This window comes from Methanoregula sp., assembly GCF_049510175.1.
GTDB lineage: Archaea > Halobacteriota > Methanomicrobia > Methanomicrobiales > Methanospirillaceae > Methanoregula.
In genome coordinates this window covers 135482-160884 of record NZ_JBEKZF010000004.1, presented here as the reverse complement: position 1 = coordinate 160884, position 25403 = coordinate 135482, and the positions used below count along the sequence as shown (strand labels likewise).

Sequence of the window (25403 nt, the reverse complement as noted above, 5' to 3'; positions counted from 1 at the left end):
ATCCATACAGTATGGTGGAGTCACAGGAAATCGAGCTGCAGGGTCATATCATTGATTCCGGCATCATGACGCAGCTCTTCGACAGGATTATGGATATGGGCGGCAACTTTGAGATCCTTGCCTTTGACATAGGCAAGGAAAAGACCGACCCGAGTTATGCCCGTCTCCGCATCGCTGCATCCAGTAAGGATAATCTGCGATCCATATTGTCAGAACTTCACCGTCTCGGCGCCCGCCCGGTTGAAGTGAAAGACGTCCATCTCGTGGCTTCAGAATCCGATCGTGTCGTACCTAAGGGATTCTATACGACAAGCAACCACCCGACCAACGTGAAATACGGCGGCGAATGGATTCCCGTTGAACCCATTGAGATGGATTTTCTCATTGTCGTGGATTCAAAAAAGAAGCGTGCAGTATCCGTGGCGCTGGGAAAAATCCGGAAAGGGGATCTCGTGGTTGTCGGGGAGCAGGGTGTGAGCGTGCAATATCCCGAACGCCCCCGGGAGCAGAGTGCCTTTGAATTCATGCACGGGACGGTCTCCTCTGAACGCCCCAGCGAAACCCTTATCGCAAAGATTGCAAAAGAGATCCTCGATATCCGGAAAAAAGGAGGCAGGATTGCAATCGTAGGGGGCCCTGCAATAATTCATACGGGCGCTGACAAAGCACTGGCCGGTATGATCCATGACGGGTACATCAATGTCCTTTTTGCAGGTAATGCCCTTGCAACCCATGATATTGAATACAACCTCTACGGGACATCGCTTGGCATGGATATCTCAACCGGTAACCCCGTTATGGGTGGACATAAGCATCATCTCTATGCAATCAGCGAGATTATGCGTGCCGGATCAATAAAAAAGGCGGTAGACAGCGGCGTGATCAAGAGTGGGATCATGTACGAATGCGTGAAGAAGAATGTCCCGTTTGTCCTGGCAGGTTCCATCCGGGATGACGGACCGCTTCCTGATGTAATCACCGATGTCATGGATGCTCAGGACGCGATGCGAAAGCATATCGACGGGTGCAGCATGGTTCTGATGATTGCAACACTCCTTCACTCCATTGCTGTCGGGAACTGCCTGCCCTCCAATGTCAAGACGGTCTGTGTGGATATCAACCCCGCCCATTTAACGAAACTGATGGACCGGGGAACTACTCAAGCGATCGGTATTGTTTCCGATGCCGGAACATTCCTTCCCCTGCTTGCACGGCAGCTCGAAATCCAGAGCGGCCATGCGAAAAAATAAGTTCTCGGTTATTATCTCGTCAGCGGCATGCAGTAGGGTTTTTCCCGGGCAAGAACATATTCCCATTCTCCCTTGCAACTGCATTCTGTTTCCAGCAACGCCCCGATAAGATCGCGATCGCCATTGAGTGAATAATCGCGAATACCCTTGACGATCTCGTAGTCACAACTCCCGCAGTTATGCGGTCCCCGTTTCTGGCCGCCACCCAGCGGGTCGCACATAATATGGACCCGTGCATTTTTCAGGAGGGTGAGGATACTCCAGAGATACGGGGGACGGTATGCACCCCGCTTCCAGTAGTACTCCAGCTCAGTGTTCCGCTGGACCGTGCACGGGTTCATAGAGATCAACTCAGCATAAGGGGCCACATCCTGCAGGGAAGCCTTCATATCTGCAACTGCTTCACCTTCCGTCAGGAAAAGTGGCTTGAAAAGAAGGTATGCCTTCACCCCGGCTCCTGCCGCGTGCGCCGTTCGTGTAGCATTCCGGAAATCCACAAAGCTGAACCCCTTGTTTATGCATTTTTCCCGGATTGCATCATTGCTCGTCTCAAGACCGATTGCACAGTAAAGGGGTGTTTTCCAGCTCCCGTCATCAATACCTTCGATGAATGTTCTGAATATGTCTTCCTGCACGAACTCCGGGCGGGTTTCCGCAATCACCATCTTACCCCGGAATGCGGCTGCCACATCGGAAAGAAACGCCCGTGGCACTTCGTCCGGGTCAAAAAAACTCCCGGAGGTAAATATTTTTACCATGCGGTATTCATCGGGTTTGTATTCCTGCTGTACCCAGGCAAGCTGGGCCCTGAGATGGGCAAGAAGTGCAACGCAGCTTTGTTCACCATAGCGCTCGTGCCGGTAACTGCACATCCGGCATTTTGACCAGGTACAGCCGGCACTTTTGAAAATGACGGTTAAGCAGTCCAGCAATTCGTTGCCATAACGCTCTTTTCCCCGCCAGTTTGCAAGCGGTTTTTCAGGTATTTCAGAAATCATTAACATCCTATTAGTTGATCTGATATAGATGAAAAAGATCGTCCTGCTGCTGATAGGACTTCTCTTTCTGTCGGGTTGGGTATCGGCCTACCAGGTCAATATTGACGCACCTGATTCACTTGCGGTCGGCAAACCTCTGGTTGTGACCGGCACAACAACATTTGGTGTCGGGACTCCCATCGATGTTGTATTGTATTACCAACTGACAACAACGACTGAAATCAAACGGAAGATCGTATACGTCCAATCAGACAAGTCATTCAAGGCAGTCTTTGATACGACAGGCCTGAAGCCCGGGACGTACAAAGTTGAGGTTCCTGCAAACGGCCTTGGCGATTCGATCTCGATGAAACTTGTTACCTTGTTTGACCGGACTGAAGAAATTTCCCTCTCATCACCGCTCAACCAGGGTTTTACCGGCAAGATCTATGTGTCAGGGCAGATCAAAGGTGATGAAAATTCCGGTGTCCAGATCGAAGTAATCGATCCAGACGGTCTTGTTGTCTTCGGACCTCAGTATGTAAATATTGACAATGCTGCACATTTTGCCGCTGTAGTACCGATCACCGATCCAGGGGACTATGAGGTCAGTTTTACCGATGTAAAAGGATACATCGGTTCACGGACCATTTCATCGCAGGGCCAGGCTACGGTCGCCTCGACGGTTACGCCATCAGAAACCTTGACAACAAACCCGGCCGTGATCTCCGCCCATACACAGTCGTCCCGGGATACGCCGGCATATTTTATTGTAAAAACCGGCACAGGACCGGTCACCCTGTATACTTCGAAATCCCTTGACTGGGTGATCGAATACATTGACGATAAGGGAGCTCTTCACATGGATAATGACCAGGGTGCGATGAACGCGGAGAGAGCAGAATTCCAGGGAAATGGAAAAATTGTGTACGTCAAAGTCTATCCCTATAAGTATTCGGTGGCCAGTGACGTGTTTCTTTACGGTGAGAATGTCAACTCGATTGTTGTAAGCCAAACTGTGCCAGCCCCCTTTGCAGCAACCGAATCACAGACAGCGACAACGCAAGAGTCACCGGTTGTTCCGGTTATAGGCATTGTGGCAGTGGGAATGGCCCTTGTACTGGCCCATAAAAAAATGGATTGATCTTGTATTCATTTATCGAACAGTACCTTATTTTTAGATTATATTCCGGTGCAATCCGATAAAAGAAGCCTTTTTTATATCCCAAAACCAACATATGGAGCACTGCCGGGGTAGTCTAGTCCGGGAAGGCGGTAGCCTTGAAAGCTACTGGTGCCCTGCACCTCAAGAGTTCAAATCTCTTCCCCGGCGTAATCTCTGTTTTTGTTTCTGTTTTTAATGGAGTGGGAAAACGATTGGAAAAAATGCGATCCGCTTTCTGGATATCCAAAAATTTTGCAACCTCCGCGGTCTTGATAAGCACGGCGATATCTGTATCATTGTTTTTATGTGGTTGAAACACCCACATTAACTGTCAGATACCAGAGAGGATTATCGATGTGTGTTGCAGTCCCTGCAGAAGTCATTGAAATAAGAGAGGGAAATATCGGTCTCGTGGATTATGGCGAACTCAGACAGGAGGTCAGGCTCGACCTCGTAGATGTGAAGGTCGGTGAGTTTGTTCTCGTCCATGTCGGGTTTGCCATCCAGCGCCTCTCCCGTGAAGAGGGCCTTGAGACCCGCGAGATTTTCAAGCAGGTCTATGCGGCGCTGGAGAACTGATGCACGAGTATTCCATCGCGTATGACCTGTATGCTACCGCACGTACGGCAGCGCATGAACACAAGGCGACGAAAGTAAAAAAGATCAGCGTCGAAGTGGGGAGGATGGCGATGGTAAACCCGGAGCAGGTCGTGTTCCTCTTCGACACAATCAAGGAAGATGATCCCCTTTTCCGGCAGGCAGTGCTGGAATGTCATGAAGTCTCTCCCCAGACAACATGCCCGTGTGGATATGCCGGCGATGAGATCTATATATGCCCGAAGTGCGGGGCATTGCCGGAACTGGTGAGAGGCAGGGAAATTGTCGTAACTAATGTCGAGATTGAGGTGGAAGACTGACATGAAAGTCAACATGATGCACGGTGCCGGAGGCGAAGTGATGGGCGAATTGCTCCAGACACTGACGAAATTCCGGCACAATAACGCCGGAGGGATCGGGCTTGAGGCAATGGATGACGGTGCGGTCATCCCTTTCTGTGGCGAAAACCTTGTGTTTACCACGGATTCGCACGTTGTCCGCCCGATCTTCTTCCCGGGCGGGGACATCGGCCGGATCTCGGTGTGCGGCACGGTGAATGATCTCGCCATGATGGGGGGTCGCCCAATCGCCCTTTCCTGCGGGATGATCATCGAAGAGGGATTCGAGATCGATGACCTTGCTAAAATCGTCTCATCCATGGACGAGGCGCTTGGCGAGTCAGGGGCAAACCTTGTCACAGGTGATACCAAGGTCATGGAACGGGGTGCTCTCGACGGTATTGCCATCAACACCGCTGGTATCGGCATTGCAAAGAAAGTGGTCCGTGACAACGGGCTTGTTCCCGGCGATGTGATCATTGTTTCGGGAACACTGGGTGATCACGGACTTGCGATCATGGCCCACCGGGAAGGTTTCGATCTTGGGGAACAGATCCTTTCGGATGTCGCCCCGCTCTCGCGGATGATGGAAAAGGTCCTTGACGCCGGCACCATCCATGCTATGAAAGACCCGACCCGCGGCGGGTTTGCAAGCGCAATCAATGAGATGGCAAAAAAGAGTGGCGTCTGTGTGCGTATCCGGGAAGAGAATATTCCCATCCGGAAAAGTGTAAAAAGCGCTGCTGCAATGCTCGGCATCGACCCTCTCGAGGTGGCAAACGAGGGGAAAGTCGTCATGGGAGTCCCGGCATCAGATGCTGAAGAGATCCTTGAAGCCCTCCAGTCCCATAAGTATGGCAAGGATGCGACAATCGTCGGCACTGTTACAAAAGGAGCTCATGTGATCATGGAGACAACAATTGGTGGAGAACGTTTCATTGAACCCCCGATGGGAGACCCGGTTCCCCGCGTGTGCTGATCCCCCTATGAATCAGGAATAGTACTTTTTTTAGTTGCGGATAAAAAAACAAAAAATTCAGGATGGAGATCCTGATTGTATGGGATCATTTGCCCCGGGATCGGCAAGAGAATGGAAATGTTCCCATGAGAGACGTATAACAAACCGTGCTCCTTTGTCAAAGGTTCCCGTTTCCTTAATGGTGAGATTCATTATTGCCAGTATTTTGCGTGAATGGAAAAGGCCAAAGCCCGTATTCTTATAATTTTCCTGCCGGAAAATCTGCTCACTCTCCTTATCTGGGATTCCCAATCCGTCATCTTCGAAAACAATATCGAGACTATCGGCTTTTTCAATGGTCCTTATAGAGAGTTCCGTGATATGCTCCCGATAGCAGATGGAATTTTTATCAGGTTAGAGAAAACTTTCACGAGCAGAGGGTCGGCTTAGATTTCAAAGGGAGGGATAATTGTAAAATGAGTGAAAATGAGATTATTCTGCTTTTTCTGCAATAAATCCCATCAATAGGTCAAGCGCTGCCATCTCCCGTTTACCCCCGCATTTCCGGACAATCCCGGCATGGTAATTGATCAACTCTTTTAATTTCGGGTCACGTTTCCTCATATACCGTGTGGCATGAACGGTGGCATCAACAATACTGCTGAATCCACGGTTGACCGGATGGATGACTACCTCTTCAATAAGTTCTTTCCGGAGCGTGAGCGTGACGATGACAGTTTCCGTTGTTGTACGGTCGATGGTGGCAGTAAATGCAGCCCAGGCGTCCGCACCGGCCAGACGCTGTACGGTCACACTGCCGACGGGCTCTTCGATGAACATCTCCTTTGGCAGATCCTCAAAGGCCGTCTTCACGTACATGATCGGGTCATGGATGAAGTTTGCAACGAGCCATCCGTCTTTCCGGATATTTTCTACGGTATGGCTTCCGGAAAAAAGGACCATAGTGGCTTTTCCTTCCCGAAGATGGATTCCCATCGGTGCCGCGTTGAATGATGTGGTCGCAATCACTTCGTTGATCCCGCCTTTCAGAAGTCCCATGACCATCCTTCCCCGAGCGCGATAAAGATCGAAGCAATGACGATGTCCGCTATTGATCCGGGATTTATGTTCCGTCCGATACATTCGGCATCGAGATCCTCGATAGATCTCCTGCCATCAAGGACGTCCTGGGCAGCCATCATTGTTTCCTGTGCAACCGCCTGCCCATGCTTTTTTATGATGAATGTGTCTGGTTCTGTTGCAAGAAGCGTCAGGAACATCCGGACAATGGATTCTCGGCCCGGTCCGATCTCTTTGAGGAGATCGGCCCCTCTCCGGGTCAGAGAGAAACCGGTCACCCATTCGCGGGCAACCATGTCATTTGCTGCGGAGTGCTGCATAACGTCCAGCAGGGTCATATCGCGCTCGCGGATGAGGGTTAAAGCATGCGGGTCATTGACATCGATCTCGTCCGTTGCATTGATACTCACGGACGTCATAGCGAATGCCTTGTAAAACGCGACGGCATCTGACACATCTGTCTTTGCGATCGCAGCCATTGCACCGGAAATATCCTTTCCGTACACCAGCGGGACGAGCAGGATAAATGCACCGAAGTGCGTATTTCCCCCTTTATGGCAGTTGGTGTCGCGGACCGCGTGCTTGATGATCTCCCCGATCCGTCCTTTACCCTGATCCGCCTCTTCAAGTGCGGAGCGGGCAAAGATGGTGGAAGCAAGGAAATGTTCCAGCCGCGTCTCGGGATAGTCATGGCAACGGTCCACGTTTCCCGGCTTGGGGAAGGCGCAGACTTCCAGCATCATGGCGAGTTGCGCCCGTTCAACTGCGTTTATCCGTAGACACGTCATGGAATACACGGCCCATTATTGTATCAGAGAGGTCGCGTTTCAGACGCATATATTCTTTGTTTGATAGCCCCACCTGCTTGAGGGTCATGTTCCGGAACATGCAGGGTGAGGATGTCTTGCAGCACCAGGCGAGGCTGCCAAAACAGGTCTGCTTCCCGTCATCAAGGGGGGTCCCTTTCACCCCCTCCATTTTCATCCGGATGTAATCCTCGCGGGGCAGGTTGATCCGCGCCAGGGTCGGAATGAGCGGGCATTCCTTTACCGGCATGCAACAGAACGTAAGCGAACGGATGTCGCCCCCGCGGCAGAGCTGCTTGGGGGCGTTGTACCATCCATCCTCGTCGGCATACCGTGTTATCGCCGCATCGAGCCCTGCAAGCGTCCGGGAATCAGACTGTCGTGCGAGCGAGATGATGTCGGCCCCGTGGGAGAGCATGTCTTTCATGCGCTCAAAAGTATTGATCGAATTGTTAGCTATCAACATCAGCGGGCAGCTGTTCCGGATCTGCCGGAGTTTTGCGGTGCCAAAGTCCATGAGATCCACATGAAGGATGTCGGCACCCGCCCCCCAGAGTTTTTTTGCCAGTGCCCTGTCGTCATTTGCCACCCCGGCCCGTATCTTTACCGAGACAGTAACACCTTCATTTTTCAGTTCCCTGACAACGGTAAGGAGTTTCTCCGTATTTTTCAGGTAGTATTCACCGCAACCCGCGGCTATCATTTCCGGCTGGCGGCAATGGGCATCAATCTCGTAGACAATGGCACTTCCAAGTGCCTGTGCAATGACACGGAACGCTTCCGGCGAACTCCCGCGGAGATTGACTCCGAGTACGACGTCGCTCTTCTCCATCTTTGCGTTCTGGGCCTGCAGCTCGGTTACCGGGTCATCACAGATGAATTCCCTGCGGTCACCGGAAGATGCAACAGATTGGGCGGCGTCCATAGTCGGCCGGTCAATAGAATAGCCCCCGATGAACGCAAGGCCGATGTGTTCCGCCCGCTCCAGCACATAGTCCGCATCGACAATACCGGCCATCGATGCGATCGCCACTGGTGTCCTGACAACGCGGTCGTTGATGAGCAGCCCGAAGCGATCAAATGCATCCATCATAGATTCATATTCATTGACAATGCACAAACAAATTCCTTTGGGTTCGTTCCGGCTCATGTACACGATTAAATCATCTGGTGAGCCCTGCGAACCACAAGATTATATTAAAGACTGGCATGTGCCGTGACGGGAGAAAGACCAAAATGCGAAGCGTATGGTCTTCGAATGGAGGATGTCAGAACACTCAAAGTTTCTCAAGGAGATACCCATCCTTTGAACGCGAGAGGGCGATACCCTCCCGGGCGTCATCGATGGTAATCCCCTTGTTCGCCCGGAAATGCTCCACAACCGTTGCCCACGGGATGAGAAATGCCATGCTTGCCTTTCCCGGACCCTGCCGGAATTCTACTGCAAGAAATCCGATCCGTCCGGTCTTTGCGAGAAAATCCGATATCGCATCAACCTGGTGTAATTTGTTTTTATCTGCATGGAAATGTTGTGAAAAATAAATCTTTTTATCGATAATCGATTTACATTCGATCGAAAGGTAGTACGAGGGATTGAGCGAATCTACGAGTACGTCAACATACTGGCTCGTGAATTTATATTGCTTGAGCCGGTAGGCAAACCCCTGTATATGGTGGGTTTTAAAATAACGGTTTAAGCAGTGAACAATCTCCCGCTCAAAATCACTCATCTTTTACTGATGTGATGCTATCGGAAAAAAACCATTTGGTAAGAATTTTTAACCTGCCCAGTAATACTATTTGTTATATGAGTAAGAAGGGAATGTTACTCGTAGGGCACGGGAGCACGATGCCCTACAATCAGCAACTCGTAGAGAAGACTGCGGCCCTCATCCAGGCACACAATACAGGTTTTATTGTCAAATGCGGTTTTATGAATATGAATAAGCCAACGATCAAGGAATCGATGAACGCGTTCCGGCATGAACCGATCGACGCACTCGTTGTTGTTCCCCTGTTCCTTGCAAAAGGTGTCCATATCGAAAAAGACATTCCCGGAGAGATCGGGCTGACGGAAGGCACAAAGAAAGGGAACTTCGTGCTCAACGGTAAGACGATACCGCTGGTGTATGCAGAACCAATCGGCAGCGATCCCCTGCTTGCTGATCTCATGGTCAAGAACGCGACAAAGGCGCTCTCCACGCTCTGACTTTTTTATGCATATCCTGGTGCTGGATACAATCCATGGGGGGAAAATGATCAGTGAAGCGTTTTTATCCCGTGGTGACCAGGTAGATCTCGTTGACGTGTACAGAGGAGAAAGCGCAGTCGATGTCAACACTGCCCTTTCTCGCAAATATGATCTGATCGTCGCGCCTGTGCATCTCGATCCCGATCACCCGCTCCTGGAACATGCGCGGGCTCCGGTAATCACCCACCATGAGGCGGTACGGCAGCTGCTCGGAGAGGATCTTCCTGATCCCATGGTGGAAATCACGGGTTTTCGGGGCAAGACGACCACTGCGCATGCGCTTGCCTCGCTTATGCCAGGCAAAGGGATTCTTCATACATCTATGGGCACATTCCGTTTCCCGGAAAAGAACTGGATCTCGCGGTCCAGCATCACGCCCGGCTCCGTGCTCGCAGCAGTGAGACGTGCGCGGGAGATCCACGGCTGGCTGATCGTTGAGGAATCCCTTGGGGTCACAGGAGCCGGAACGCTCGCCATAATCACTTCTGATGAGGATTATTTCTTTGCAGCCGGAAAGAAGTGTGCCATCAAAGCCAAGGTCAGTTCGGCAATGCACTGCCGGCACCTGCTCCTTGCAGATCATATCCAGGCTGATTACCAGGACGGAATCGTGCATATCGAAGATGTTGCATCCTGCAAAGGCACGGAGTGTACTATGAACCTTGATGGCAAATCCTTCAGGATCACCAACCCACTCCTTGCTCTGCCGGCATATCATGACTCCCTGATGCTTGCGGCAACCGCTGCCGTAATGCTGGGGATTGACCCGTCTACCCTTGCATCGTTTGCTGCACTCACCGGCCGGATGTCGGTGAGTTACAAGGAAGATGTGCTTGTGGTTGACAATGCGAACAGCGGCACGAACTTTATTACAACCATTGACGCTGCGAGATATGCGCGAAGCACGTCGGGGCACCAGGATATTACTCTTGTCATCGGCCAGCAGGAAGGTGATGGAGCGGTCTGTGAAGGGTTCGCGCATGACCAGATTCTTGCAGCGGTCGAGACCATCCATCCTGTTCATCTGATCTGGGTTGGCAGGTTTCCCGATCCCGGCACGGAAGAATACAGGAGCCTTGGACCGCGGGTAACCGCCCATGTACCCACTCTTGAAGCAGGATATGCCATTGCCAAGCAGAAGACGGAACGGGGATCGATTGTCCTTGCCGTTAAAATATGGAGATAAATGATCAGTATGAAATACATGCATCCCCGCCCGAGTTCGATTGTCGCTTCCCTGTATACCGCACGCGATCTTAATGTCGATGTCGCAATCCTGCATGGCCCTTCTGGCTGCTCGTTCAAGCATGCCCGGCTGCTGGAAGAAGACGGGATGCGTGTCCTCACCACATCTCTTGCCGACAACGAGTTCATTTTCGGGGGCCAGAAACCCCTCGAAGACGTGTTGCGGTATGCCGAGGACCACTTCCACCCCCACCGCATGGCAGTCGTAGGCACGTGTGTTGCGATGATCATTGGTGAAGATCTCCAGTCCGCAATTGCAGGATCAGGAGTAACAACGCCGACGATAGCGGTGGACATTCACGCGGGTTACGTGGAGAATATTGCCGGTGTGATCTCAACGCTCGAAGCTGCGGAAGAGGCCGGCTGGATCACGAAGGAGGAACTGGCCCGTCAGCGGTACATGATGCAGAAGGCAAACGAAGTCGAACGCAAACGGGGTGCGGCTTCGCAGCCCTATATCGAAGCTTCCCGCGGGGATCTCAAACATCTGGCCGCACAGAAGTTGCTCCGGCTCGCTCGCACCGGGGCGAAAGGGATCGCGATCCTGAATGCAAAGAAAGAGACCGCGTACATGTTTACCGATGCGCTGATCGCGCTCCATGATGTCTGCCCGTCTGCAGATATCACGTATATCGCCAATCTTGAACAGCGCGGCCTGCCCAAGAGCAGGGGGGATGCCGAGCGGATTGCAGCACAACTGGAGGAGCGTGGCGTGAAGGCAGAACTGATCGGGGCACTGGATGAATACGGAGCAAACGGCGATACGCTTGGGAAACGGATACAGGAGATCGCACCCTCATTTGCGCTTATTGCCGGCGTCCCCCATGCGATCCCACCCGAGTATACCAACGGCATCGAGTGCTTTTCCATCACAAACGGCCCACGGCAGGTCGCTCCGCTCCGCGATATCGGGCACAAGCATGTGATGGTCGAGATCGACCTGCACCCGAAAACACTTGGTGTCAGGGAAATCGTTGAGAGCGAATTCGGGGCAGTGCTCCGGAGCCTTGCATGAAGGCAGTCCTGATCACCGGTGATCGATCGGGCAGTGGCAAGACCAGCATCACGCTCGCCCTTGCAGCTCTTCTCTCGAAAAAGAACTGTGTCCAGACATTCAAGGTCGGGATGGACTATATCGACCCCTCCTATCTGTCCGCTGTATCGCACCGGCCCTGCCGGAATCTCGACAGTTTCACGCTTGGCCATGACCAGATAGAGGACATTTTCCGGTTCGGGTGCCGGGGTGCTGACGTTGCCCTCGTCGAAGGTGTGCGTGGACTCTATGAAGGAGCAGAAGCTCTGAGCGATACCGGGAGTACAGCGGCAATTGCAAAGGAACTCGATCTGCCCGTGGTGCTCGTAGTCTCGGCGCAGAGCATCACCCGGAGCGCGGCCGCTCTTGTCAAAGGATTCCAGGCATTCGACCCGTCCGTCCGTATTGCCGGGGTCATCCTCAACAACATCAAAGGAGGTTCCCATAAGGCCAAGGCACTTGCGGCGATTGAGCATTACTGCAACGTGCCGGTCATCGGGGCCATTCCACGGATGGACGAGATGCAGCTTGCGATGCGGCATCTCGGCCTGGTACCGTACCGCGAAGGTTCCGGGCGGGGGGATTTTGATGCCCGCATTGAGACAATTACGGCGATGATCGGGCAGTACGTGGACCTTGACCGGTTCACATCCCTGATGAGGGATGTATCGTTTGCCGAGAACACACCCACTCTTTTTGATCATCTCACGCCACCTGACCTGAAGATCGGTGTCGCAATGGACGAAGCGTTCAATTTCTATTATGCCGACCTGTTTGATATTCTTAAAACCTGCGGGACGGAGACCGTACCCTTCAGTCCCATTCACGACCGGCTTCCGGAAGCAGATGGGTACATTATCGGAGGCGGGTACCCGGAGATCTTCACCCGTGAACTTGAAGCCAATGACCGGATGCGTGATGCAGTCCGCGAGACCTCCCGCAATGGCATACCGATATATGCCGAATGCGGCGGGTTGATGTATCTCACAGAACGCATGATATTAAAGAAAGGCTGGCAGGGCCGTGAGGAGGAGCAGGTTTCCGATATGTGCGGAGTATTTGAGGGCGAGACGCGGATGCCTGCCAGGCGGGTGGTCAGTTACGTGGAAGGTACGAGCAGCCTTGATTCACCGATGGGAAGTGCACAATTCCGCGGGCACGAGTTCCATTATTCTGAAGTCGTACTGAAAAACGATGCCCGATTCTCCTATACGCTCTCCCGTGGCATCGGTATCCGGGACAATCTGGATGGGGCTGTCATAGGCAATACACTCGGGAGTTACACGCACCTGCACCCGGTGGCAAGCGCAGGAATGTTCCGGCATTTTATTGACCTGTGCCGGAAGAGGACGTAGCCGGAATCCTGCAACAATATCAGGACCTTTTTCTTTTTCGGGATACTTTTCCGGCATACGAACTTCGCACACTCTCTCTTCGCGTTTCAGTCATTGCAATGTGAGATAACCCAAACGCGCGTATATCAACATTCGTACACTTTTTCTTTGAACAAAAGAAAAAACTACAAAACCTAGAGCCTCCCATACACTTTTCATGATCATTTACCTTGATGGAAAATACCTCCCCGATGACCAGGCACGGATCTCGGTCTTTGACCACGGGCTCCTGTATGGTGACGGGGTGTTCGAGGGAATTCGCGCCTATAACGGAAAAATTTTCCGGCTGAAGGAACATATCGATCGACTCTATGACTCGGCAAAGACGATCGATATCAAGCCGACCATCTCAAAGGAGGAGATGACCGAGGCGATCTGCGAAACGCTGCGCAGGAACAATCTGAAGGATGCCTACATCCGCCCGATCATTACCCGGGGTGTCGGGGATCTCGGGCTCGACCCGAGGAAGTGCCTGAAGTCATCAGCGCTCGTCATTGCCGTGTCATGGGGCGCGATGTATGGCGACCTGTACGAGAAAGGTCTCAAGGCCATCACGGTCTCGGTCCGCCGCAATCCTGCAGAATGCCTGCCCCCCAATGTCAAGAGCCTCAATTACCTCAATAACATCCTGGCTAAGATCGAGGCGAACTACAAGGGCGGCGACGAAGCGATCTTCTTCGATACCAACGGGTATATCTCGGAAGGTTCAGGTGACAACCTCTACATCGTCAAGAATGGCGAGATCATCACGCCGCCCACGCTCAACAACCTCCGGGGTGTCACCCGGCTGGTCGTGCTCGAGATCGCAAAATCTCTCGGTATCACGGTAAAAGAGCAGAATCTCGGGTACTTCGACCTGTATACAGCTGATGAGCTGATCTGTTCCGGCACCGCGGCGGAAGTTGCCCCCATCACCTGGGTCGACGGGCGGACGATCGGTTCAGGGAAACCAGGGCCGGTATTCCGGCAGCTGGCATCTGCATACAAGGCAGTAACGGAAAAAGAGGGTTATCCGATCGATAAAAAATAATTTTTTGTTTCGGCCGGTATTCAACTCGGTCTACGTACTTTCTCCTGATTATGTATTCAGGCTCTAGTGGCTTTTTTCCATATTATTCAATGCGCAGGATCTCCGGGTAGAACATCATGAGCAACTGGTCGAGATGGATAAAAGCTTTTTTATGATCGATATAGATCCTGAATGCCTCCCCGCTTCGCGTCCTGAAACTGATATAACCGGCAAACAGCAGGGGTTTTTTCATCTCGATAGCAACAATGTCCTTCCTCCAGATCTCATACACTCTCTCTTTGGTGAGTTCCTCGATGGATCGCGGGCGTGTATCAACAGTTGTGCCAAAGAGCTCGTCCATGATAAAAGTGCTGAACTGAACCCCGTCCGATCGGGTAACATCGAGATCTTTATTGAGGATGATGAATACGCGCTGATCTGTCGCATACACCCCATATCCTCCCGTCGAAGACCCGATTGCCCCTGCAATAGCACCGGCAACACCGTCCCTTGGGATTTTTACCGTGATGCTGGAGATGCCTCCAATATAGGTCTCTTCCTCATAGATCCCCATGATGGTCTTGATACTAGGCTGTTCGCTGACGAGAATGGACTGGATTGATCCGATGATTGTTCCCTTGGGATCGAAAATACCCGTGCCTTTCTCCCACAGGAGCACCGGCTTGTCGCGGATGGTCAAATTTTCAAGACTTCCGATAAATGTGTCACCTTCCCGTGTAATGGCCGGAGGTTGGCCGGGAATCGGGCTATCCGGGGGCATGATGATGTAATCGATCAGCATGGGCTTGCGTGTACCATAGAAAGGTAATGCATATTCATAGTCGCCTTTACCCACCATTTCCTTCGCCCCGATGCCGGTAAGATTGCTGATTGCATCGTTCCAGGCAATGACTTTTCCGGAAAGATCGATGGCAAAGATCGGGTAAGGGACTTTCTTTATAGAATTTGAAAGTTCGTTCCATTTGCCGGCTATACTCTTTGGGGACGGGAAGGACGAAGGGACGGCAGGCAGCGGGGGGAACCGGGGAAAATTGCTGTTAATCGTCCGGGATATGTCCTGCAGGGGGTCGTCGAGCTGGAGTTTCCCTACGAGTTCAAGGGTGCGGATTTCATCCAGCCATTCGAGGTCCTCAGAATCGATCTCGGCCGTCGTGGCACGGAAGAGGTCCGGATAAAAAAGTTTCAGCAACTGCTCGAGATGACTGAATGCCTTCTTGTGATCAATATAGATCCGGAATAAACCTCCGGATTTTGTCCTGATGATCAAAAACCCTGAAAACAACCGGGGTGTCTTCATCTCGATGGTGGCGATATCTTTTCTCCAGACTTCGAACACCTTTTTCGCGTCCAGTTCCTGGATGGACCGCGGGCGCATGTCCACACTCGTGCCGAAGAGCTCATTCATGAGGAATTCTCCAAATTGCATCCCTTCGGATCGGGAGGCGTCGAGATTCGGGTTGTGGATCACCAACAACCGCTGGTCCGTGGCATAGACCCCGTACCCCCCGGTCGCTGTTCCGATAACACCGGAGAGTGCTCCGGAGAAGCCTTCCCCGGCCACTTTGAGGATAATACTGGAGATACCTCCGATATAATGTTCAGTATCTTTGTCACTTTCAGATTCGGCGGGTTGTTGACTGACTATGAGTGACTGGATGGCAGCAATCGTAGTCCCGGAGGCATCGTGGATAATGGTACCCTTGCTCCAGATCTTCATGGGTCTGCCACGGATCGTAACGCTTTCCACATCTCCGCTGATCGTATCCCCCTCCTGCGTGATGGCAGGAAATCCCTTGATGTCGACACCTGAGGAGTTGAGGATGTAATCGATCAGCATTGGCCGTGGCTCCCCGTAGATAGGGAGGGCGTACGCATGGTTTCCCTCGCCAAGGATAGTCTTCGCCTCCACACCGGTCAGTTCAGCCATTGCATGGTTCCATGCAATGACTTTGCCGGACAGGTCGATAGCAAAGATTGGATACTGGACCATCTCAATAGAATCCCCAAGGTTGCCCAGATCTGCCGGCGTAACAACTCCGGAGGCTGTTGCCGTACTCACTGAGGTCTGGATGGAGTCGTATTCCGTGTTGATCGAACCTTTGGGAAGGATGTCGCTGATCCGTACAACGAATGAGAGGTCCCTTCCCTGTGCAAGGTATTCGATGACATTTCCTTTTTCATCAAAAAACGCCCGGTACCCCCACTGGTACAGGTGTGGTTTGCCTGCATGGTCCAAGACATGGTGTTCAATATATGCACCGGAATTCTGGGGTGTCAGGCCTTCGAGATGCTTTTTAATCTCTCCCAGTTCCTCGGCCGGGATTGTTGCGAGGAAATTCGTTGACGGGATCTCATTTAGTGCCTTATTGGCAAACTGAGCGTAAGCATCGTTTGCGAGCGTGGCTAATCCATCTGGTGTAAAACAGCAGAGAATATCCTGCTGCTTCTCAACAAGCGAGCGGTAACGGGCATCAGGTTCCAAGGCTGGCGGGATATATGCACCGGGATGATTCCGGCGACGGGAAGTAACAGAAGTGCGGATAAATTCTTTGACTCTGGGGAGTTCGCGAATGATCTCCACGCCTTTCTGGACATAATAGTTTCCCCCGTTGTTCAACGTCTCGATAGCGATCTGTGCGAGATGTCGGCCGGTGAACATAATGAATAAAACCGGGTCATTCTGGAACCGTATCTCTTTTAAGAGCGTGATCCCGTCGATCTCCGGTATTGAATAGTCAGCAATGATTGCATCGAACTGATACTGGTTGACGAGATGGAGAGCGTCAGATCCGTTCGTGCAGGTAAAGATGGAGAAATCACCTTCACGTTCAAAAAATTGTTTCAGTACATCCAATACTGCGGGATCATCATCAACGCAGAGAAGTGAAATGAGTTGCATATCCGATGATACTATGTTCATTCTCTGTTCCCCCGTCCCATGTTATGTCCGATTACACAATACTGCAATATCTGTTTAAATAACCTGTGCACACAGATTTTAATTTTTGTATAAAGTAAGATTATCCCGTCGGATGATCATTCATTCCCGATACTATTTATGGGTTGCCAAAATGAGTGAGTATAAAAATAAAAAAGTCAAAAATGATATTTTTTCAAGGATTTTCGTTTGAATTATTGGTTTTTAAAAATATCTCGACGAACAAATAATCTCTTCGAATATATTTGTCATGTCGCTATCCCGACAGGCGATTGCTCTTCCTCCATAATCTATTTATGACGTAACGTGAAAGTAAATAGGGCAGCGTGCTGCTATAGTGTAGACCGGCCAATCATGCGGGCCTTTCACGCCCGCGACAGGGGTTCGAATCCCCTTAGCAGCATCTTGTTTTCAGGTTAGAAATCCTAAGGATACCTATTTCACTATCCCCAATTACCTGAGTGATGTGGCGATATTGCGCCAAGCACGTTTGCATGAAAAGTCATGCTGACTTTACTGCTCACTGTTTTCAATCAGGATCTGCCTAAATAAAATCAGGATGGTGTTGTTACAGTCGCATTGACGGTCGTGTTTGACGACACCGTAGCGTTCTCCACCGGGATTGGTACTTTTGTCGGAGTAGGTGTCGGCGTAGGGGTTGGAGCGGGTTTCAGGTCTGCCTGTATTTCAACAATTCCTTTGGGTGTACCCGTCGATTTCTCCGTGACCTTCTCACCATTCTTGTACACCTCTACGGTCAGCTTATCAGATGAGCCATCCACTTTCTGGATAGTTGCGACAACGATGCCCTCACTTGTCGCAACCGGGATGTACTTCTCCCCGCTGCCGCTGACGTCTGACTCAGCACCTGGTGTACCAACGGACCCGGTAAACTGGTTGTCATACAGTACATGCACCCAGACACCCTGAGGTGGGACGATGAGCTGCGGCGGGGTAACTGGAGCAGGGGTTGTTTCAGGGATGGCTGTCGTTACCGGGGCCTCGGTTTGAACCGTTGTTGGTGCAATAGTTGCAGCAGCTGTTACCTCCGGGGTCGGTGTGGGCGTCGGTGTTACGGCGGCACCTCCCAGCGGATTTGCAAAGATAAATACCGCGGCGATAATCGCGAGGATGACTATGGCAAGTACACCTATGATGAGCAATTTCGGCGCCCGTGAAACCGCAGGCGGTACCGGATAATGCGGCGGAGGTGAGGGGGGTTCTGCAGGTGCCGTCTCACCAGTTGCCGGAGAAGCGCTGGGAGTGATCACCGGCCATTTTACTGCCGGGATTGCCCCGGATTCGGATGCCTGCGGTGCAGGGATAGTATCCATTCCGGCTGCCGGCTGCGCGTGCTGCTTTGGTATAATGGGTGCCGGTACCGTGCGGGGAACGGAGTCCTCAATGAGCGGTTCGATTGAATGGATCACGTCTTCAATCGGCCGCTCTTTTTTATCGGCTCCTGCCCCGAATACCGGTGACATTGGCATATGCACCTGCGGGACAGAGGATGCCGGTGTTTCTGCCGGCAATGCAAGCTGCGCGTTGATATCTGATTCTTTGATAACCGGTGTGCCGCATTTATTGCAGAACGCCGATTCGGGAGGTACACGACTCCCGCAGCGATTGCAGAACGACCCGGTGGGAAGGGTTGTTGTCTCGACAGGTTTTGGCATGGACGGTGCCGTTTCGACAATCTTCTTCATGGGACCCGGCCGGGCAATCTCGATCTTCTTTTTCGGTGAAGGGACCACCGGGATATTGGATACGTCCATCCTCACAGGAGCAGGTCCAGCATTTGTCGTGATAGCGGGCTGTTCTGAATGGGTGGGCACATCCGGCATGATCGGATGCTGGACTGCAGACGAAATATGCTGCCGGAGGATCTTTGCCCATTCGTCGCATTCACGTTTCCGCTCACCTCCTCCGCTGGTCTTGGAGAACGTGAGGATCATCTGCCGGGTGGCTCCGGTGTTGGTGATGATGGAAAGGGTTAGGGTTGGGTCACGGATCGCATTCTCGCCAATTTCGATATCACGGAGCGTTGCGAGAAGGATTTCCTGAGGGGCGATGAGATGTTTCTTGCTGTCGATGAGTATGAGACGTCGTGTCGTAAGCACCGCTTCAAACGAGACTGACTTGACCTTGATATTCTGTGCATTGAAGACAATTGTTTCGTCACTGTAAAGATCAGGATATGCCATGCAACCACGTTCCTGAATATATCTTCGTTATCTGAATAAAATAAGTATTTGTAGGAATCTCTCTTTTTCGCATGCCAGTTAGAGATATTCGCGCCCGTTCATGTACGGTCGGATCACTTCCGGTACGATGACCGAACCGTCTTCCTGCTGGTAATTCTCCAGTATTGCACGGAGGACCCGGGATGTTGCGATCGCTGTAGAGTTGAGCGTGTGAACGTGCTGTTTTGATTCGAAATCGCTCTTGTCGCGCACCTTGATATTGAGACGGACTGCCTGGTAGGCCGTGCAGTTCGAGCAGGAGACTACCTCTTTGTACGCATCCTCGCGCGGCATCCACGCTTCAATGTCGTATTTTTTTGCTGCCACCGTACCGATATCGCCAGTACAGATGTTCACGATGCGGTAGGGGAGGCCGAGGCCCTGGAAGAGCTCCTCCGCATTAAGAAGGAGTTCCTCGTGAATCCGCCATGAGTCCTCCGGCTTACAGTATACGAACTGTTCGACCTTGGTAAACTGGTGGACGCGGAAGAGCCCTTTGGTGTCAATGCCGTGTGCTCCGATCTCGCGGCGAAAGCAGGGTGAAATGCCGGCAAGCCGGAGCGGGAGATCTTTCTCCTCGAAAATCTCGTCCTGGTGCATGGCGGCAATCGGGTGTTCGCTCGTCGCGATCAGGTACGCGTCATCGCCATCGATCTTGTACATTACCTTCTCAAAATCATCAAGGTCTGTCACTCCTTCGTAGGAAGTCCGGTTGATCATGTACGGGGGAATGACCGGTGTGAAACCTTTCTGTACGAGAAGGTCGATTGCGTAGCGCTGGAGCGCCATGTCGAGGAGGACGAGGTTTCCCTTGAGGAAATAGAATCCCGCGCCCGATGTTTTTGTTGCCCTCTCAAAGTCCGCCCACCCCTTTTCGACAGCGAGCTGGCCGTGATTTTTAATCTCGAAGTCAAAGGTTTTGGGCGTCCCGACCTTTTTGATCTCCACGTTCCCGGTGTCGTCTTTGCCGACCGGTACACTCGCGTGCAGGATGTTGGGCAGGCGCATCAGGATTGACCTGACAGAATTTCTTATCTCTTCCTGCTCGGCGTCACAATCCCTGATATTCTGGGGAAGGGCCGCAGCTTCTGCCATCAGGGGCTTCGCATCCTTCCCGGCTTTTTTTACTGCGTTGATGTCCCGGGCGATGGTGTTGCGGCGCTGGCGGAGCTGGTCGGTCTCCACCTTCAGTTCGCGGGAACGGGCATCCTTAAGAAGCAGGTCATCGACCCATGCGATCTTTTCCAGATCATTACGTTTCCTGAGATCTGCTTTCACCACTTCCGGGCTTGCCCGTACGAACCTGATATCAAGCATTCCTGATTCTCCACTCCTGCTTTTAGTTACCAGTACATAGGTCTCCCGATCATTTATCGCCTTCCCCTTTTTTCGGCTATCCCTTTATTATGTCCCGTATGCAACACAGGACGTGGACATTCATGGCAGATTTTACCTATATCTGTAAGAACCTCCGAGGTTCTGCTCCTGCCAAAGGAAATGAGTCCGTGGTCCCGACCTGTGCTCGCAATCTCGAAACCGGATCATTCTGTACTGCCGACTCAGCTGACGGTGCCGTGGCAGGAAAGGCACGGTGCCCTTCAGCGGATTATCTCAAGATCCTGCCGATCAGGAAAAAAAGTGGTGATTTTCTTGGTTGTTTCAGACTTTTGATGGAAAACTGTTTCCAAGTAAACAGGGTTGAATTTGCTTATTAATGCGGATCCCCATGATATTCCAAGCATTTGTTCCCAGTATGATCGTAATACGGACGGGCTCATGGTCACCCACACCATCGGACGGATCACTGGGATAACGGCACGGTGATTATCCCGATAGGTGGCTCAATGAACCAAGAAAGACTTCCTATTTGATCTCTCCACCGCCCCATTTAATGCTCACAAAATGAATATTTTTTGCTTTTAAATCAATATTTTTCATTTTTATTGATTTTACGCAAGAATTCAGCGCAGAACGCCAAAACGGGCACGCAGGTACGAAATTATTATAAACGACCGGTGTGTATCCATAAGCAGGTAGTCACAACCTGCGCCCGTTTATGCCGGTGGGTATCAGGGAATGGGGGCTGAAGAGAACAATATGTAACGGGAAAGCAGGTGGCAGCATGGATCTTGGATCGAGCATTTTTTACAAATACCAGCGTTTCATCAAAACTCTCAAGATCTACCTTCTGCTTGCCGGACCGGGCCTCATTGTCATGATCGCTGACAACGATGCCGGTGGAATCACCACGTACGCCGTAACCGGTGCAAAATTCGGGTTCAATCTCATCTGGTTCCTCATCCTACTCGGGCCCGTTGCCTATTTTGTACAGGAGATGACGGTACGGTTAGGTGCGGTCACCAAGCACGGGCACGCAGAAGCGATCTTCAACGCGTTCGGCTCGTTCTGGGGCTGGTTCTCGCTTCTTGACCTGACGCTCGTCAACTGGCTGACGATGGTCACCGAGTTTATCGGAATGACAGCAGCTCTGAGTATCTTTGGTGTACCCCCGGGTATAACTGTCATTGTCGTTATTCTCATGATGATTGGGATCGTCATGTCCGGCAGGTACTGGACGTGGGAGAAGATCACTATGGCCTTCTGTCTCCTCAATCTGATCTACATCCCCGCGGCGATCCTTCTTCACCCGTCAGTCGGGGATGTCCTACGGGCCGGCATCATCCCCAACTTCCCGGGAGGGTTCAACGGCGAACTCTTCTTCTTCCTGATGGCTAATATCGGGACAACTATCGCGCCCTGGATGATCTTCTTCCAGCAGAGCGCCGTCGTCGACAAGAACATGAAAGAGAAGGACATCCCCTGGGGGAAATTTGACACGGTTGTCGGCGCCGTCTTCACTGTTATCGTCGCAGTCTTCATTATTGTGGTGACCGGGACCCTTCTCTATGGCATGAATATCGATAGCGCTGCCCAAGCCGCCCGTGTCATCATGGGAACTCACCCATGGGTAGGAACGGCCGTTGCTATCGGCCTCTTCGATGCCGGGTTCTTGGGAGCGATCTGTATCGCGCTGACGAGCTCGTGGGCATTCGGGGAGGTCTTCGGGTGGGCGCACTCGCTGAACTACAAGGTAAAAGAGGCCTTCTGGTTTTACGTATTCTACTTCTTAGGCCTGGTCACTGCCGGGGCGGTCGTCCTCATTCCGGGTGCCCCGCTCGTGCTGATAACCCTCTTCGTGCAGGTGATCGCGGTTACGCTCCTGCCGGCTGCACTGGTGTTTTTGATCATCCTCCTGAATAACGAAGAGATCATGGGGAAATACAAAAATACCCTCTTTGATAATATAGCGAACATAACAATCGTTGTGTGCATCATCGTCGTGTCTTCATTGTACGGTATCAGTACACTATTCCCGAACCTGTTTGGGTGAGGAGAAAGGAGGTACAGGAATGATAACCATTGAAAGCGTATTCGGGGAACGGATTGGAAGTATCATCAGTGAATCGACGGGAAAGATCCGTAGTATTAACCAAAAATATGCAACACCTACGATCAAATTATCGGGCGGGGCAAAATTTGCCCTCCTCTTCCTCAGGCTCTACCTCATCTTCCTTGTAAGCCTGCTCGTGTATAAGTTCTGGACAATAATTCATGGGGTTGCATGATGGCACAGGACAACGCAAACAATATCGCGATGGCGGGGGATCTTGAGATCCTTCTCTCCGACATCCTCAATGTCCCCATCCTCCGTTCCGGGAAGAAGATAGGATCCCTGAACGATCTGGTGATTGTGGAGACTGCGAAGATCCCTGAAGTGCGGTTCCTGTACGTTACCCGGTCGTTTGGCAACCCGAGCCTCCTCATACCGTGGGAGTATGTCCACACCCTCACCGGGCGGGGGATCGAGGTCACTATCAGCGATACGAAACCCTACGAGGCGGAACCGGCCGAGGATGTTATCCTCCTCCGCGACTACGTCCTCGACAAGAAGGTCATCGATCTCGAAGAGAACGATGTCGAGATCGTGTACGACATCAGGCTCGTCCTCAGGAACAAGAAACTCTATGTCACGGATGCCGATACCGGAAAGGCCGCCCGCCTCCGGAGGCTCGGGCTTGGATTTCTCGCAAAAGTCCTCTATTCCTCTGCTGACCCCGAGGCAGAGCAGATGATCCCCTGGACATGCATCCAGGCGCTCCCGACGAACATCGACCGGTTCAAGGGCAACGTCAAGCTGAATATCTTAAAAGAGAACCTTTCCGAGATCCATCCTGTCGATCTCGCGGACATTCTCGAGGAGATGGACCACGAACAGCGGGTGATGGTCTTCTCAAGCCTCGATCACGAGCATGCGTCAGATACGCTCGAAGAGATTGAGCCCAAGGTTCAGCGCGAGATCATCTCCTCGCTCTCGACAGAGAAAGTCGTCCAGCTCATCAACGAAATGACCCCGGGGCAGGCAGCCGATATTCTTTCGGTTCTGCCGTCGGCCGAAGCCCATGTCATCCTCGATGCCATGAACGCCGAGAGTGCACGGAAAGTCCAGGCCATCATAAACCGGCAGGAAGAGAAGGTCATCCATTATACCACCCAGAAGATCCTGAAGTTTCTTCCTGACACAACGGTCGAATATGTCCAGAACGATTACCCGCGCCATGCCCGGGACAAAGACGTCATTATGTACATCTATGTCGTCGATGAGAAAGAACAGTTGCTCGGTGTTATCGACTTAAAAGATCTCCTGAAAGCCGATGACAAGGCATGCCTCCGGGACGTTATGCTCGAGAACGTGATCAGCCTTTCAACCACAAGCACACTCAAGGAAGCGGCGCAGGAATTCGGGCGGTATGGATTCCGTGCCCTGCCGGTTATCGATGGTGAGAACCGGCTTGTCGGCGTTATCCCTTACCGTGACGTAATGAACCTGACCCACCATTTTATTGAATGAGATGGAGGCAGGATTAAAAGACCCGATCAGCTCAGTTTTTTATACTCAAACGTTTGGTCGATGACCGTATATTCATCGCCGGTGTAGTAGTGCACGATGACCTCAACGCGGTCTACTTTTTCCGTTCCCTGGAGTTCCACCCCGCTACCGATCTGAACCGGCTTGAATGTCCCGGTGAGGACCTGGCCGTCGGAACGGGTGAGCCGTACAAAGACATTCTGCACTCCCATCTGGCCCTTGCCCCCCATGTACGTGACCGAGACCATTTTGGAGAGCGGGTCACGTTCAACCTGGAAATAGACAAGGAATTTATCGGGTGGTATCTGTGTCGGGCCGGGAACAAGGGATACGATTTCAGCATTTGTCACCGGAATAGCCGTTTGCTCCACAACCTGAATCGCTGTTGTTTCCGAAGGGACCGGGGTCGTTGTCTCTGCGGTGACGGCTGATAATGAGGCATCCCCTCCGGAAGATATGGGTACGGGGATGTGCAGAACTCCGGTAAACATGAGAGCAGCAGCGGCCACCAGTATCACGATAACTCCCATGACTGCGAGCTTTTTCCTGCCCGATCTGGAAGGTAGGGACTTGTTTTTGTCCGATGATGGAGGAATGAACTGGTCCGATATCAGATCCGGTGTAAGTATCTTTTTAGCTGATGCCATTTCCGGAACCCCGGAATCATCTGCGTTATTGGGAATGTCCGGTTCCGGAATCATCATCAAGGGATCAGGTTTTTTTTCCTGTTCATTCTCTTCAGCAGTTTTTGGTTTTTTTGCCCGTGATACTTTTAACTTCCGGGTTGGTGTGAGGATCTTCCCGGGATCTTCGGGTTTATCTGGAGGATTATCCTTTGAATTCCCCACCACCGTCCCGCAGGAAGAACAAAATCGTGAACCCGGTGTAAGCAGGGTGCCGCAGAGGGAACAGGTTGGAGGAGGCCCGATGCGCGCGCCACAGGATTCGCAGAATGCGGTGTCAGCAGACACCGGGCTGTTACACCGCGGGCACGATACGGTCTTCTTCTTCTTTGAACCCGGTAGTTTCATAACCTACGCATTTCCCTGCTCCCGGTTCTGGTAAGCACAGTACGGTATTACACCAAACAATTAAAAATTCCCTGTATTCCTGCCAAAGTTCCTCAGGAAGAAACTGGCTTGGGTCCATGACATCCTGCACGGGTCATATA

Annotated in this window: 24 protein-coding genes and 2 tRNA genes; 16 read left to right on the top strand and 10 right to left on the bottom strand. The window is 51.9% G+C overall.

The genetic code is table 11. The features are described 5' to 3' along the window. Nucleotides 1-11: 11 nt before the first annotated feature. Complete coding sequence (locus tag ABSG49_RS07480) at nt 12-1250, top strand: ornithine cyclodeaminase, nickel-pincer nucleotide-dependent (protein ID WP_424025493.1); 1239 nt, start codon at nt 12-14, stop codon at nt 1248-1250. 11 nt (nt 1251-1261) lie between these two features. Here ABSG49_RS07480 and ABSG49_RS07475 read toward each other — a convergent pair whose 3' ends face one another. Further along, on the bottom strand, nt 1262-2248 hold the full coding sequence (locus ABSG49_RS07475; RefSeq protein ID WP_424025565.1) for an archaeosine biosynthesis radical SAM protein RaSEA: 987 nt from the start codon (nt 2246-2248) through the stop codon (nt 1262-1264). Between the two features lie 28 nt (nt 2249-2276). Between ABSG49_RS07475 and ABSG49_RS07470 the strand changes: the two genes are divergently transcribed. The 5 genes from ABSG49_RS07470 (at nt 2277) to hypE (ending at nt 5306) form a co-directional block, all read left to right on the top strand. Further along, the gene (locus ABSG49_RS07470) at nt 2277-3371 is read left to right on the top strand and encodes a hypothetical protein (protein WP_424025492.1); all 1095 of its coding nucleotides are present in this window, start codon (nt 2277-2279) and stop codon (nt 3369-3371) included. Between the two features lie 104 nt (nt 3372-3475). Beyond that, nucleotides 3476-3560: transfer RNA gene (locus ABSG49_RS07465), tRNA-Ser, on the top strand. 186 nt (nt 3561-3746) lie between these two features. Beyond that, nucleotides 3747-3971 (top strand): HypC/HybG/HupF family hydrogenase formation chaperone, encoded by a 225-nt coding sequence (locus ABSG49_RS07460; protein WP_424025491.1) that lies wholly within the window; start codon nt 3747-3749, stop codon nt 3969-3971. Further along, nucleotides 3971-4309: a hydrogenase maturation nickel metallochaperone HypA/HybF gene (locus ABSG49_RS07455; RefSeq protein WP_424025490.1), complete on the top strand. Its 339-nt coding sequence runs from the start codon at nt 3971-3973 to the stop codon at nt 4307-4309. The genes ABSG49_RS07460 and ABSG49_RS07455 overlap by 1 nt, the downstream gene beginning before the upstream one ends. A 1-nt stretch (nt 4310) precedes the next feature. Beyond that, a complete protein-coding gene (hypE, locus tag ABSG49_RS07450; protein WP_424025489.1) occupies nt 4311-5306 on the top strand; it encodes a hydrogenase expression/formation protein HypE in 996 nt (331 codons plus the stop codon). 57 nt (nt 5307-5363) lie between these two features. Here the strand turns inward: hypE and ABSG49_RS07445 are convergent, their stop codons facing one another. The 5 genes from ABSG49_RS07445 to ABSG49_RS07425 form a co-directional block, all read right to left on the bottom strand. Continuing rightward, nucleotides 5364-5684 (bottom strand): ATP-binding protein, encoded by a 321-nt coding sequence (locus ABSG49_RS07445; protein ID WP_490356190.1) that lies wholly within the window; start codon nt 5682-5684, stop codon nt 5364-5366. Between the two features lie 93 nt (nt 5685-5777). Further along, nucleotides 5778-6344, bottom strand: coding sequence for a DUF447 domain-containing protein (locus ABSG49_RS07440; RefSeq protein ID WP_424025488.1), 567 nt, complete (start codon nt 6342-6344; stop codon nt 5778-5780). Next, the gene (locus ABSG49_RS07435) at nt 6332-7153 is read right to left on the bottom strand and encodes a triphosphoribosyl-dephospho-CoA synthase (RefSeq protein ID WP_424025487.1); all 822 of its coding nucleotides are present in this window, start codon (nt 7151-7153) and stop codon (nt 6332-6334) included. Before ABSG49_RS07435 ends, ABSG49_RS07440 begins: the two co-directional genes overlap by 13 nt. Next, nucleotides 7125-8264: a methanogenesis marker 9 domain-containing protein gene (locus ABSG49_RS07430; protein WP_424025486.1), complete on the bottom strand. Its 1140-nt coding sequence runs from the start codon at nt 8262-8264 to the stop codon at nt 7125-7127. The genes ABSG49_RS07435 and ABSG49_RS07430 overlap by 29 nt, the downstream gene beginning before the upstream one ends. 184 nt (nt 8265-8448) lie before the next feature. Continuing rightward, the gene (locus tag ABSG49_RS07425; protein WP_424025485.1) at nt 8449-8901 is read right to left on the bottom strand and encodes a PDDEXK family nuclease; all 453 of its coding nucleotides are present in this window, start codon (nt 8899-8901) and stop codon (nt 8449-8451) included. Nucleotides 8902-8978: 77 nt separating this feature from the next. On the opposite strand from ABSG49_RS07425, the gene cfbA reads away from it, so the two are divergent. From cfbA to ilvE, 5 genes are all read left to right on the top strand, one after another. Then, nucleotides 8979-9380, top strand: coding sequence for a sirohydrochlorin nickelochelatase (gene cfbA / locus ABSG49_RS07420; protein ID WP_424025484.1), 402 nt, complete (start codon nt 8979-8981; stop codon nt 9378-9380). Then, nucleotides 9301-10608 carry a coenzyme F430 synthase gene (gene cfbE, locus ABSG49_RS07415; RefSeq protein ID WP_424025483.1) on the top strand — a complete coding sequence of 436 codons (1308 nt, stop codon included), beginning with the start codon at nt 9301-9303 and terminating at the stop codon, nt 10606-10608. The genes cfbA and cfbE overlap by 80 nt, the downstream gene beginning before the upstream one ends. 9 nt (nt 10609-10617) lie before the next feature. Then, the gene (cfbD, locus tag ABSG49_RS07410; protein ID WP_424025563.1) at nt 10618-11682 is read left to right on the top strand and encodes a Ni-sirohydrochlorin a,c-diamide reductive cyclase catalytic subunit; all 1065 of its coding nucleotides are present in this window, start codon (nt 10618-10620) and stop codon (nt 11680-11682) included. Beyond that, nucleotides 11679-13055 (top strand): Ni-sirohydrochlorin a,c-diamide synthase, encoded by a 1377-nt coding sequence (gene cfbB / locus ABSG49_RS07405; protein ID WP_424025482.1) that lies wholly within the window; start codon nt 11679-11681, stop codon nt 13053-13055. The genes cfbD and cfbB overlap by 4 nt, the downstream gene beginning before the upstream one ends. A 196-nt stretch (nt 13056-13251) precedes the next feature. Beyond that, on the top strand, nt 13252-14124 hold the full coding sequence (ilvE, locus tag ABSG49_RS07400; RefSeq protein WP_424025481.1) for a branched-chain-amino-acid transaminase: 873 nt from the start codon (nt 13252-13254) through the stop codon (nt 14122-14124). An 82-nt stretch (nt 14125-14206) separates the two neighbouring features. Here the strand turns inward: ilvE and ABSG49_RS07395 are convergent, their stop codons facing one another. Further along, on the bottom strand, nt 14207-17044 hold the full coding sequence (locus tag ABSG49_RS07395) for a response regulator (RefSeq protein ID WP_424025480.1): 2838 nt from the start codon (nt 17042-17044) through the stop codon (nt 14207-14209). A 346-nt stretch (nt 17045-17390) separates the two neighbouring features. On the opposite strand from ABSG49_RS07395, the gene ABSG49_RS07390 reads away from it, so the two are divergent. Then, a tRNA-Glu gene (locus tag ABSG49_RS07390) sits at nt 17391-17465 on the top strand. Nucleotides 17466-17616: 151 nt separating this feature from the next. On the opposite strand, the gene ABSG49_RS07385 is transcribed toward ABSG49_RS07390, so the two are convergent. Both ABSG49_RS07385 and serS read right to left on the bottom strand, forming a co-directional pair. Then, a complete protein-coding gene (locus ABSG49_RS07385; RefSeq protein ID WP_424025479.1) occupies nt 17617-19266 on the bottom strand; it encodes a zinc ribbon domain-containing protein in 1650 nt (549 codons plus the stop codon). Between the two features lie 78 nt (nt 19267-19344). Further along, nucleotides 19345-20622: a serine--tRNA ligase gene (gene serS, locus ABSG49_RS07380; protein WP_424025478.1), complete on the bottom strand. Its 1278-nt coding sequence runs from the start codon at nt 20620-20622 to the stop codon at nt 19345-19347. Nucleotides 20623-21427: 805 nt separating this feature from the next. Here serS and ABSG49_RS07375 point away from each other — a divergent pair. The 3 genes from ABSG49_RS07375 to ABSG49_RS07365 are packed head-to-tail and all read left to right on the top strand — an operon-like array spanning nt 21428 to nt 24214. Further along, complete coding sequence (locus ABSG49_RS07375) at nt 21428-22696, top strand: NRAMP family divalent metal transporter (RefSeq protein WP_424025477.1); 1269 nt, start codon at nt 21428-21430, stop codon at nt 22694-22696. A 19-nt stretch (nt 22697-22715) separates the two neighbouring features. Further along, nucleotides 22716-22931: a hypothetical protein gene (locus ABSG49_RS07370; protein WP_424025476.1), complete on the top strand. Its 216-nt coding sequence runs from the start codon at nt 22716-22718 to the stop codon at nt 22929-22931. Then, a complete protein-coding gene (locus tag ABSG49_RS07365) occupies nt 22928-24214 on the top strand; it encodes a magnesium transporter MgtE N-terminal domain-containing protein (protein ID WP_424025475.1) in 1287 nt (428 codons plus the stop codon). Before ABSG49_RS07370 ends, ABSG49_RS07365 begins: the two co-directional genes overlap by 4 nt. Nucleotides 24215-24240: 26 nt before the next feature. On the opposite strand, the gene ABSG49_RS07360 is transcribed toward ABSG49_RS07365, so the two are convergent. After that, complete coding sequence (locus ABSG49_RS07360; protein WP_424025562.1) at nt 24241-25203, bottom strand: zinc ribbon domain-containing protein; 963 nt, start codon at nt 25201-25203, stop codon at nt 24241-24243. Here ABSG49_RS07360 and ABSG49_RS07355 point away from each other — a divergent pair. Further along, nucleotides 25160-25297: a hypothetical protein gene (locus ABSG49_RS07355; RefSeq protein ID WP_424025568.1), complete on the top strand. Its 138-nt coding sequence runs from the start codon at nt 25160-25162 to the stop codon at nt 25295-25297. The genes ABSG49_RS07360 and ABSG49_RS07355 overlap by 44 nt on opposite strands. The last annotated feature ends 106 nt before the right edge of the window (nt 25298-25403 follow it).

Coding starts and splice junctions, on each gene's coding strand:
- cfbA (WP_424025484.1), top strand. CDS start 8,979: ATGAGTAAGAAGGGAATGTTACTCGTAGGGCACGGGAGCACGATGCCC.
- ABSG49_RS07455 (WP_424025490.1), top strand. CDS start 3,971: ATGCACGAGTATTCCATCGCGTATGACCTGTATGCTACCGCACGTACG.
- cfbE (WP_424025483.1), top strand. CDS start 9,301: ATGCAGAACCAATCGGCAGCGATCCCCTGCTTGCTGATCTCATGGTCA.
- ABSG49_RS07375 (WP_424025477.1), top strand. CDS start 21,428: ATGGATCTTGGATCGAGCATTTTTTACAAATACCAGCGTTTCATCAAA.
- ABSG49_RS07425 (WP_424025485.1), bottom strand. CDS start 8,901: ATGAGTGATTTTGAGCGGGAGATTGTTCACTGCTTAAACCGTTATTTT.
- cfbD (WP_424025563.1), top strand. CDS start 10,618: ATGAAATACATGCATCCCCGCCCGAGTTCGATTGTCGCTTCCCTGTAT.
- cfbB (WP_424025482.1), top strand. CDS start 11,679: ATGAAGGCAGTCCTGATCACCGGTGATCGATCGGGCAGTGGCAAGACC.
- ABSG49_RS07480 (WP_424025493.1), top strand. CDS start 12: ATGGTGGAGTCACAGGAAATCGAGCTGCAGGGTCATATCATTGATTCC.
- ABSG49_RS07440 (WP_424025488.1), bottom strand. CDS start 6,344: ATGGGACTTCTGAAAGGCGGGATCAACGAAGTGATTGCGACCACATCA.
- ABSG49_RS07475 (WP_424025565.1), bottom strand. CDS start 2,248: ATGATTTCTGAAATACCTGAAAAACCGCTTGCAAACTGGCGGGGAAAA.
- ABSG49_RS07470 (WP_424025492.1), top strand. CDS start 2,277: ATGAAAAAGATCGTCCTGCTGCTGATAGGACTTCTCTTTCTGTCGGGT.
- hypE (WP_424025489.1), top strand. CDS start 4,311: ATGAAAGTCAACATGATGCACGGTGCCGGAGGCGAAGTGATGGGCGAA.
- ABSG49_RS07355 (WP_424025568.1), top strand. CDS start 25,160: ATGCGCGCGCCACAGGATTCGCAGAATGCGGTGTCAGCAGACACCGGG.
- ABSG49_RS07365 (WP_424025475.1), top strand. CDS start 22,928: ATGATGGCACAGGACAACGCAAACAATATCGCGATGGCGGGGGATCTT.
- ABSG49_RS07435 (WP_424025487.1), bottom strand. CDS start 7,153: ATGACGTGTCTACGGATAAACGCAGTTGAACGGGCGCAACTCGCCATG.
- ABSG49_RS07370 (WP_424025476.1), top strand. CDS start 22,716: ATGATAACCATTGAAAGCGTATTCGGGGAACGGATTGGAAGTATCATC.
- ABSG49_RS07430 (WP_424025486.1), bottom strand. CDS start 8,264: ATGATGGATGCATTTGATCGCTTCGGGCTGCTCATCAACGACCGCGTT.
- ilvE (WP_424025481.1), top strand. CDS start 13,252: ATGATCATTTACCTTGATGGAAAATACCTCCCCGATGACCAGGCACGG.
- serS (WP_424025478.1), bottom strand. CDS start 20,622: ATGCTTGATATCAGGTTCGTACGGGCAAGCCCGGAAGTGGTGAAAGCA.
- ABSG49_RS07460 (WP_424025491.1), top strand. CDS start 3,747: ATGTGTGTTGCAGTCCCTGCAGAAGTCATTGAAATAAGAGAGGGAAAT.
- ABSG49_RS07395 (WP_424025480.1), bottom strand. CDS start 17,044: ATGAACATAGTATCATCGGATATGCAACTCATTTCACTTCTCTGCGTT.
- ABSG49_RS07385 (WP_424025479.1), bottom strand. CDS start 19,266: ATGGCATATCCTGATCTTTACAGTGACGAAACAATTGTCTTCAATGCA.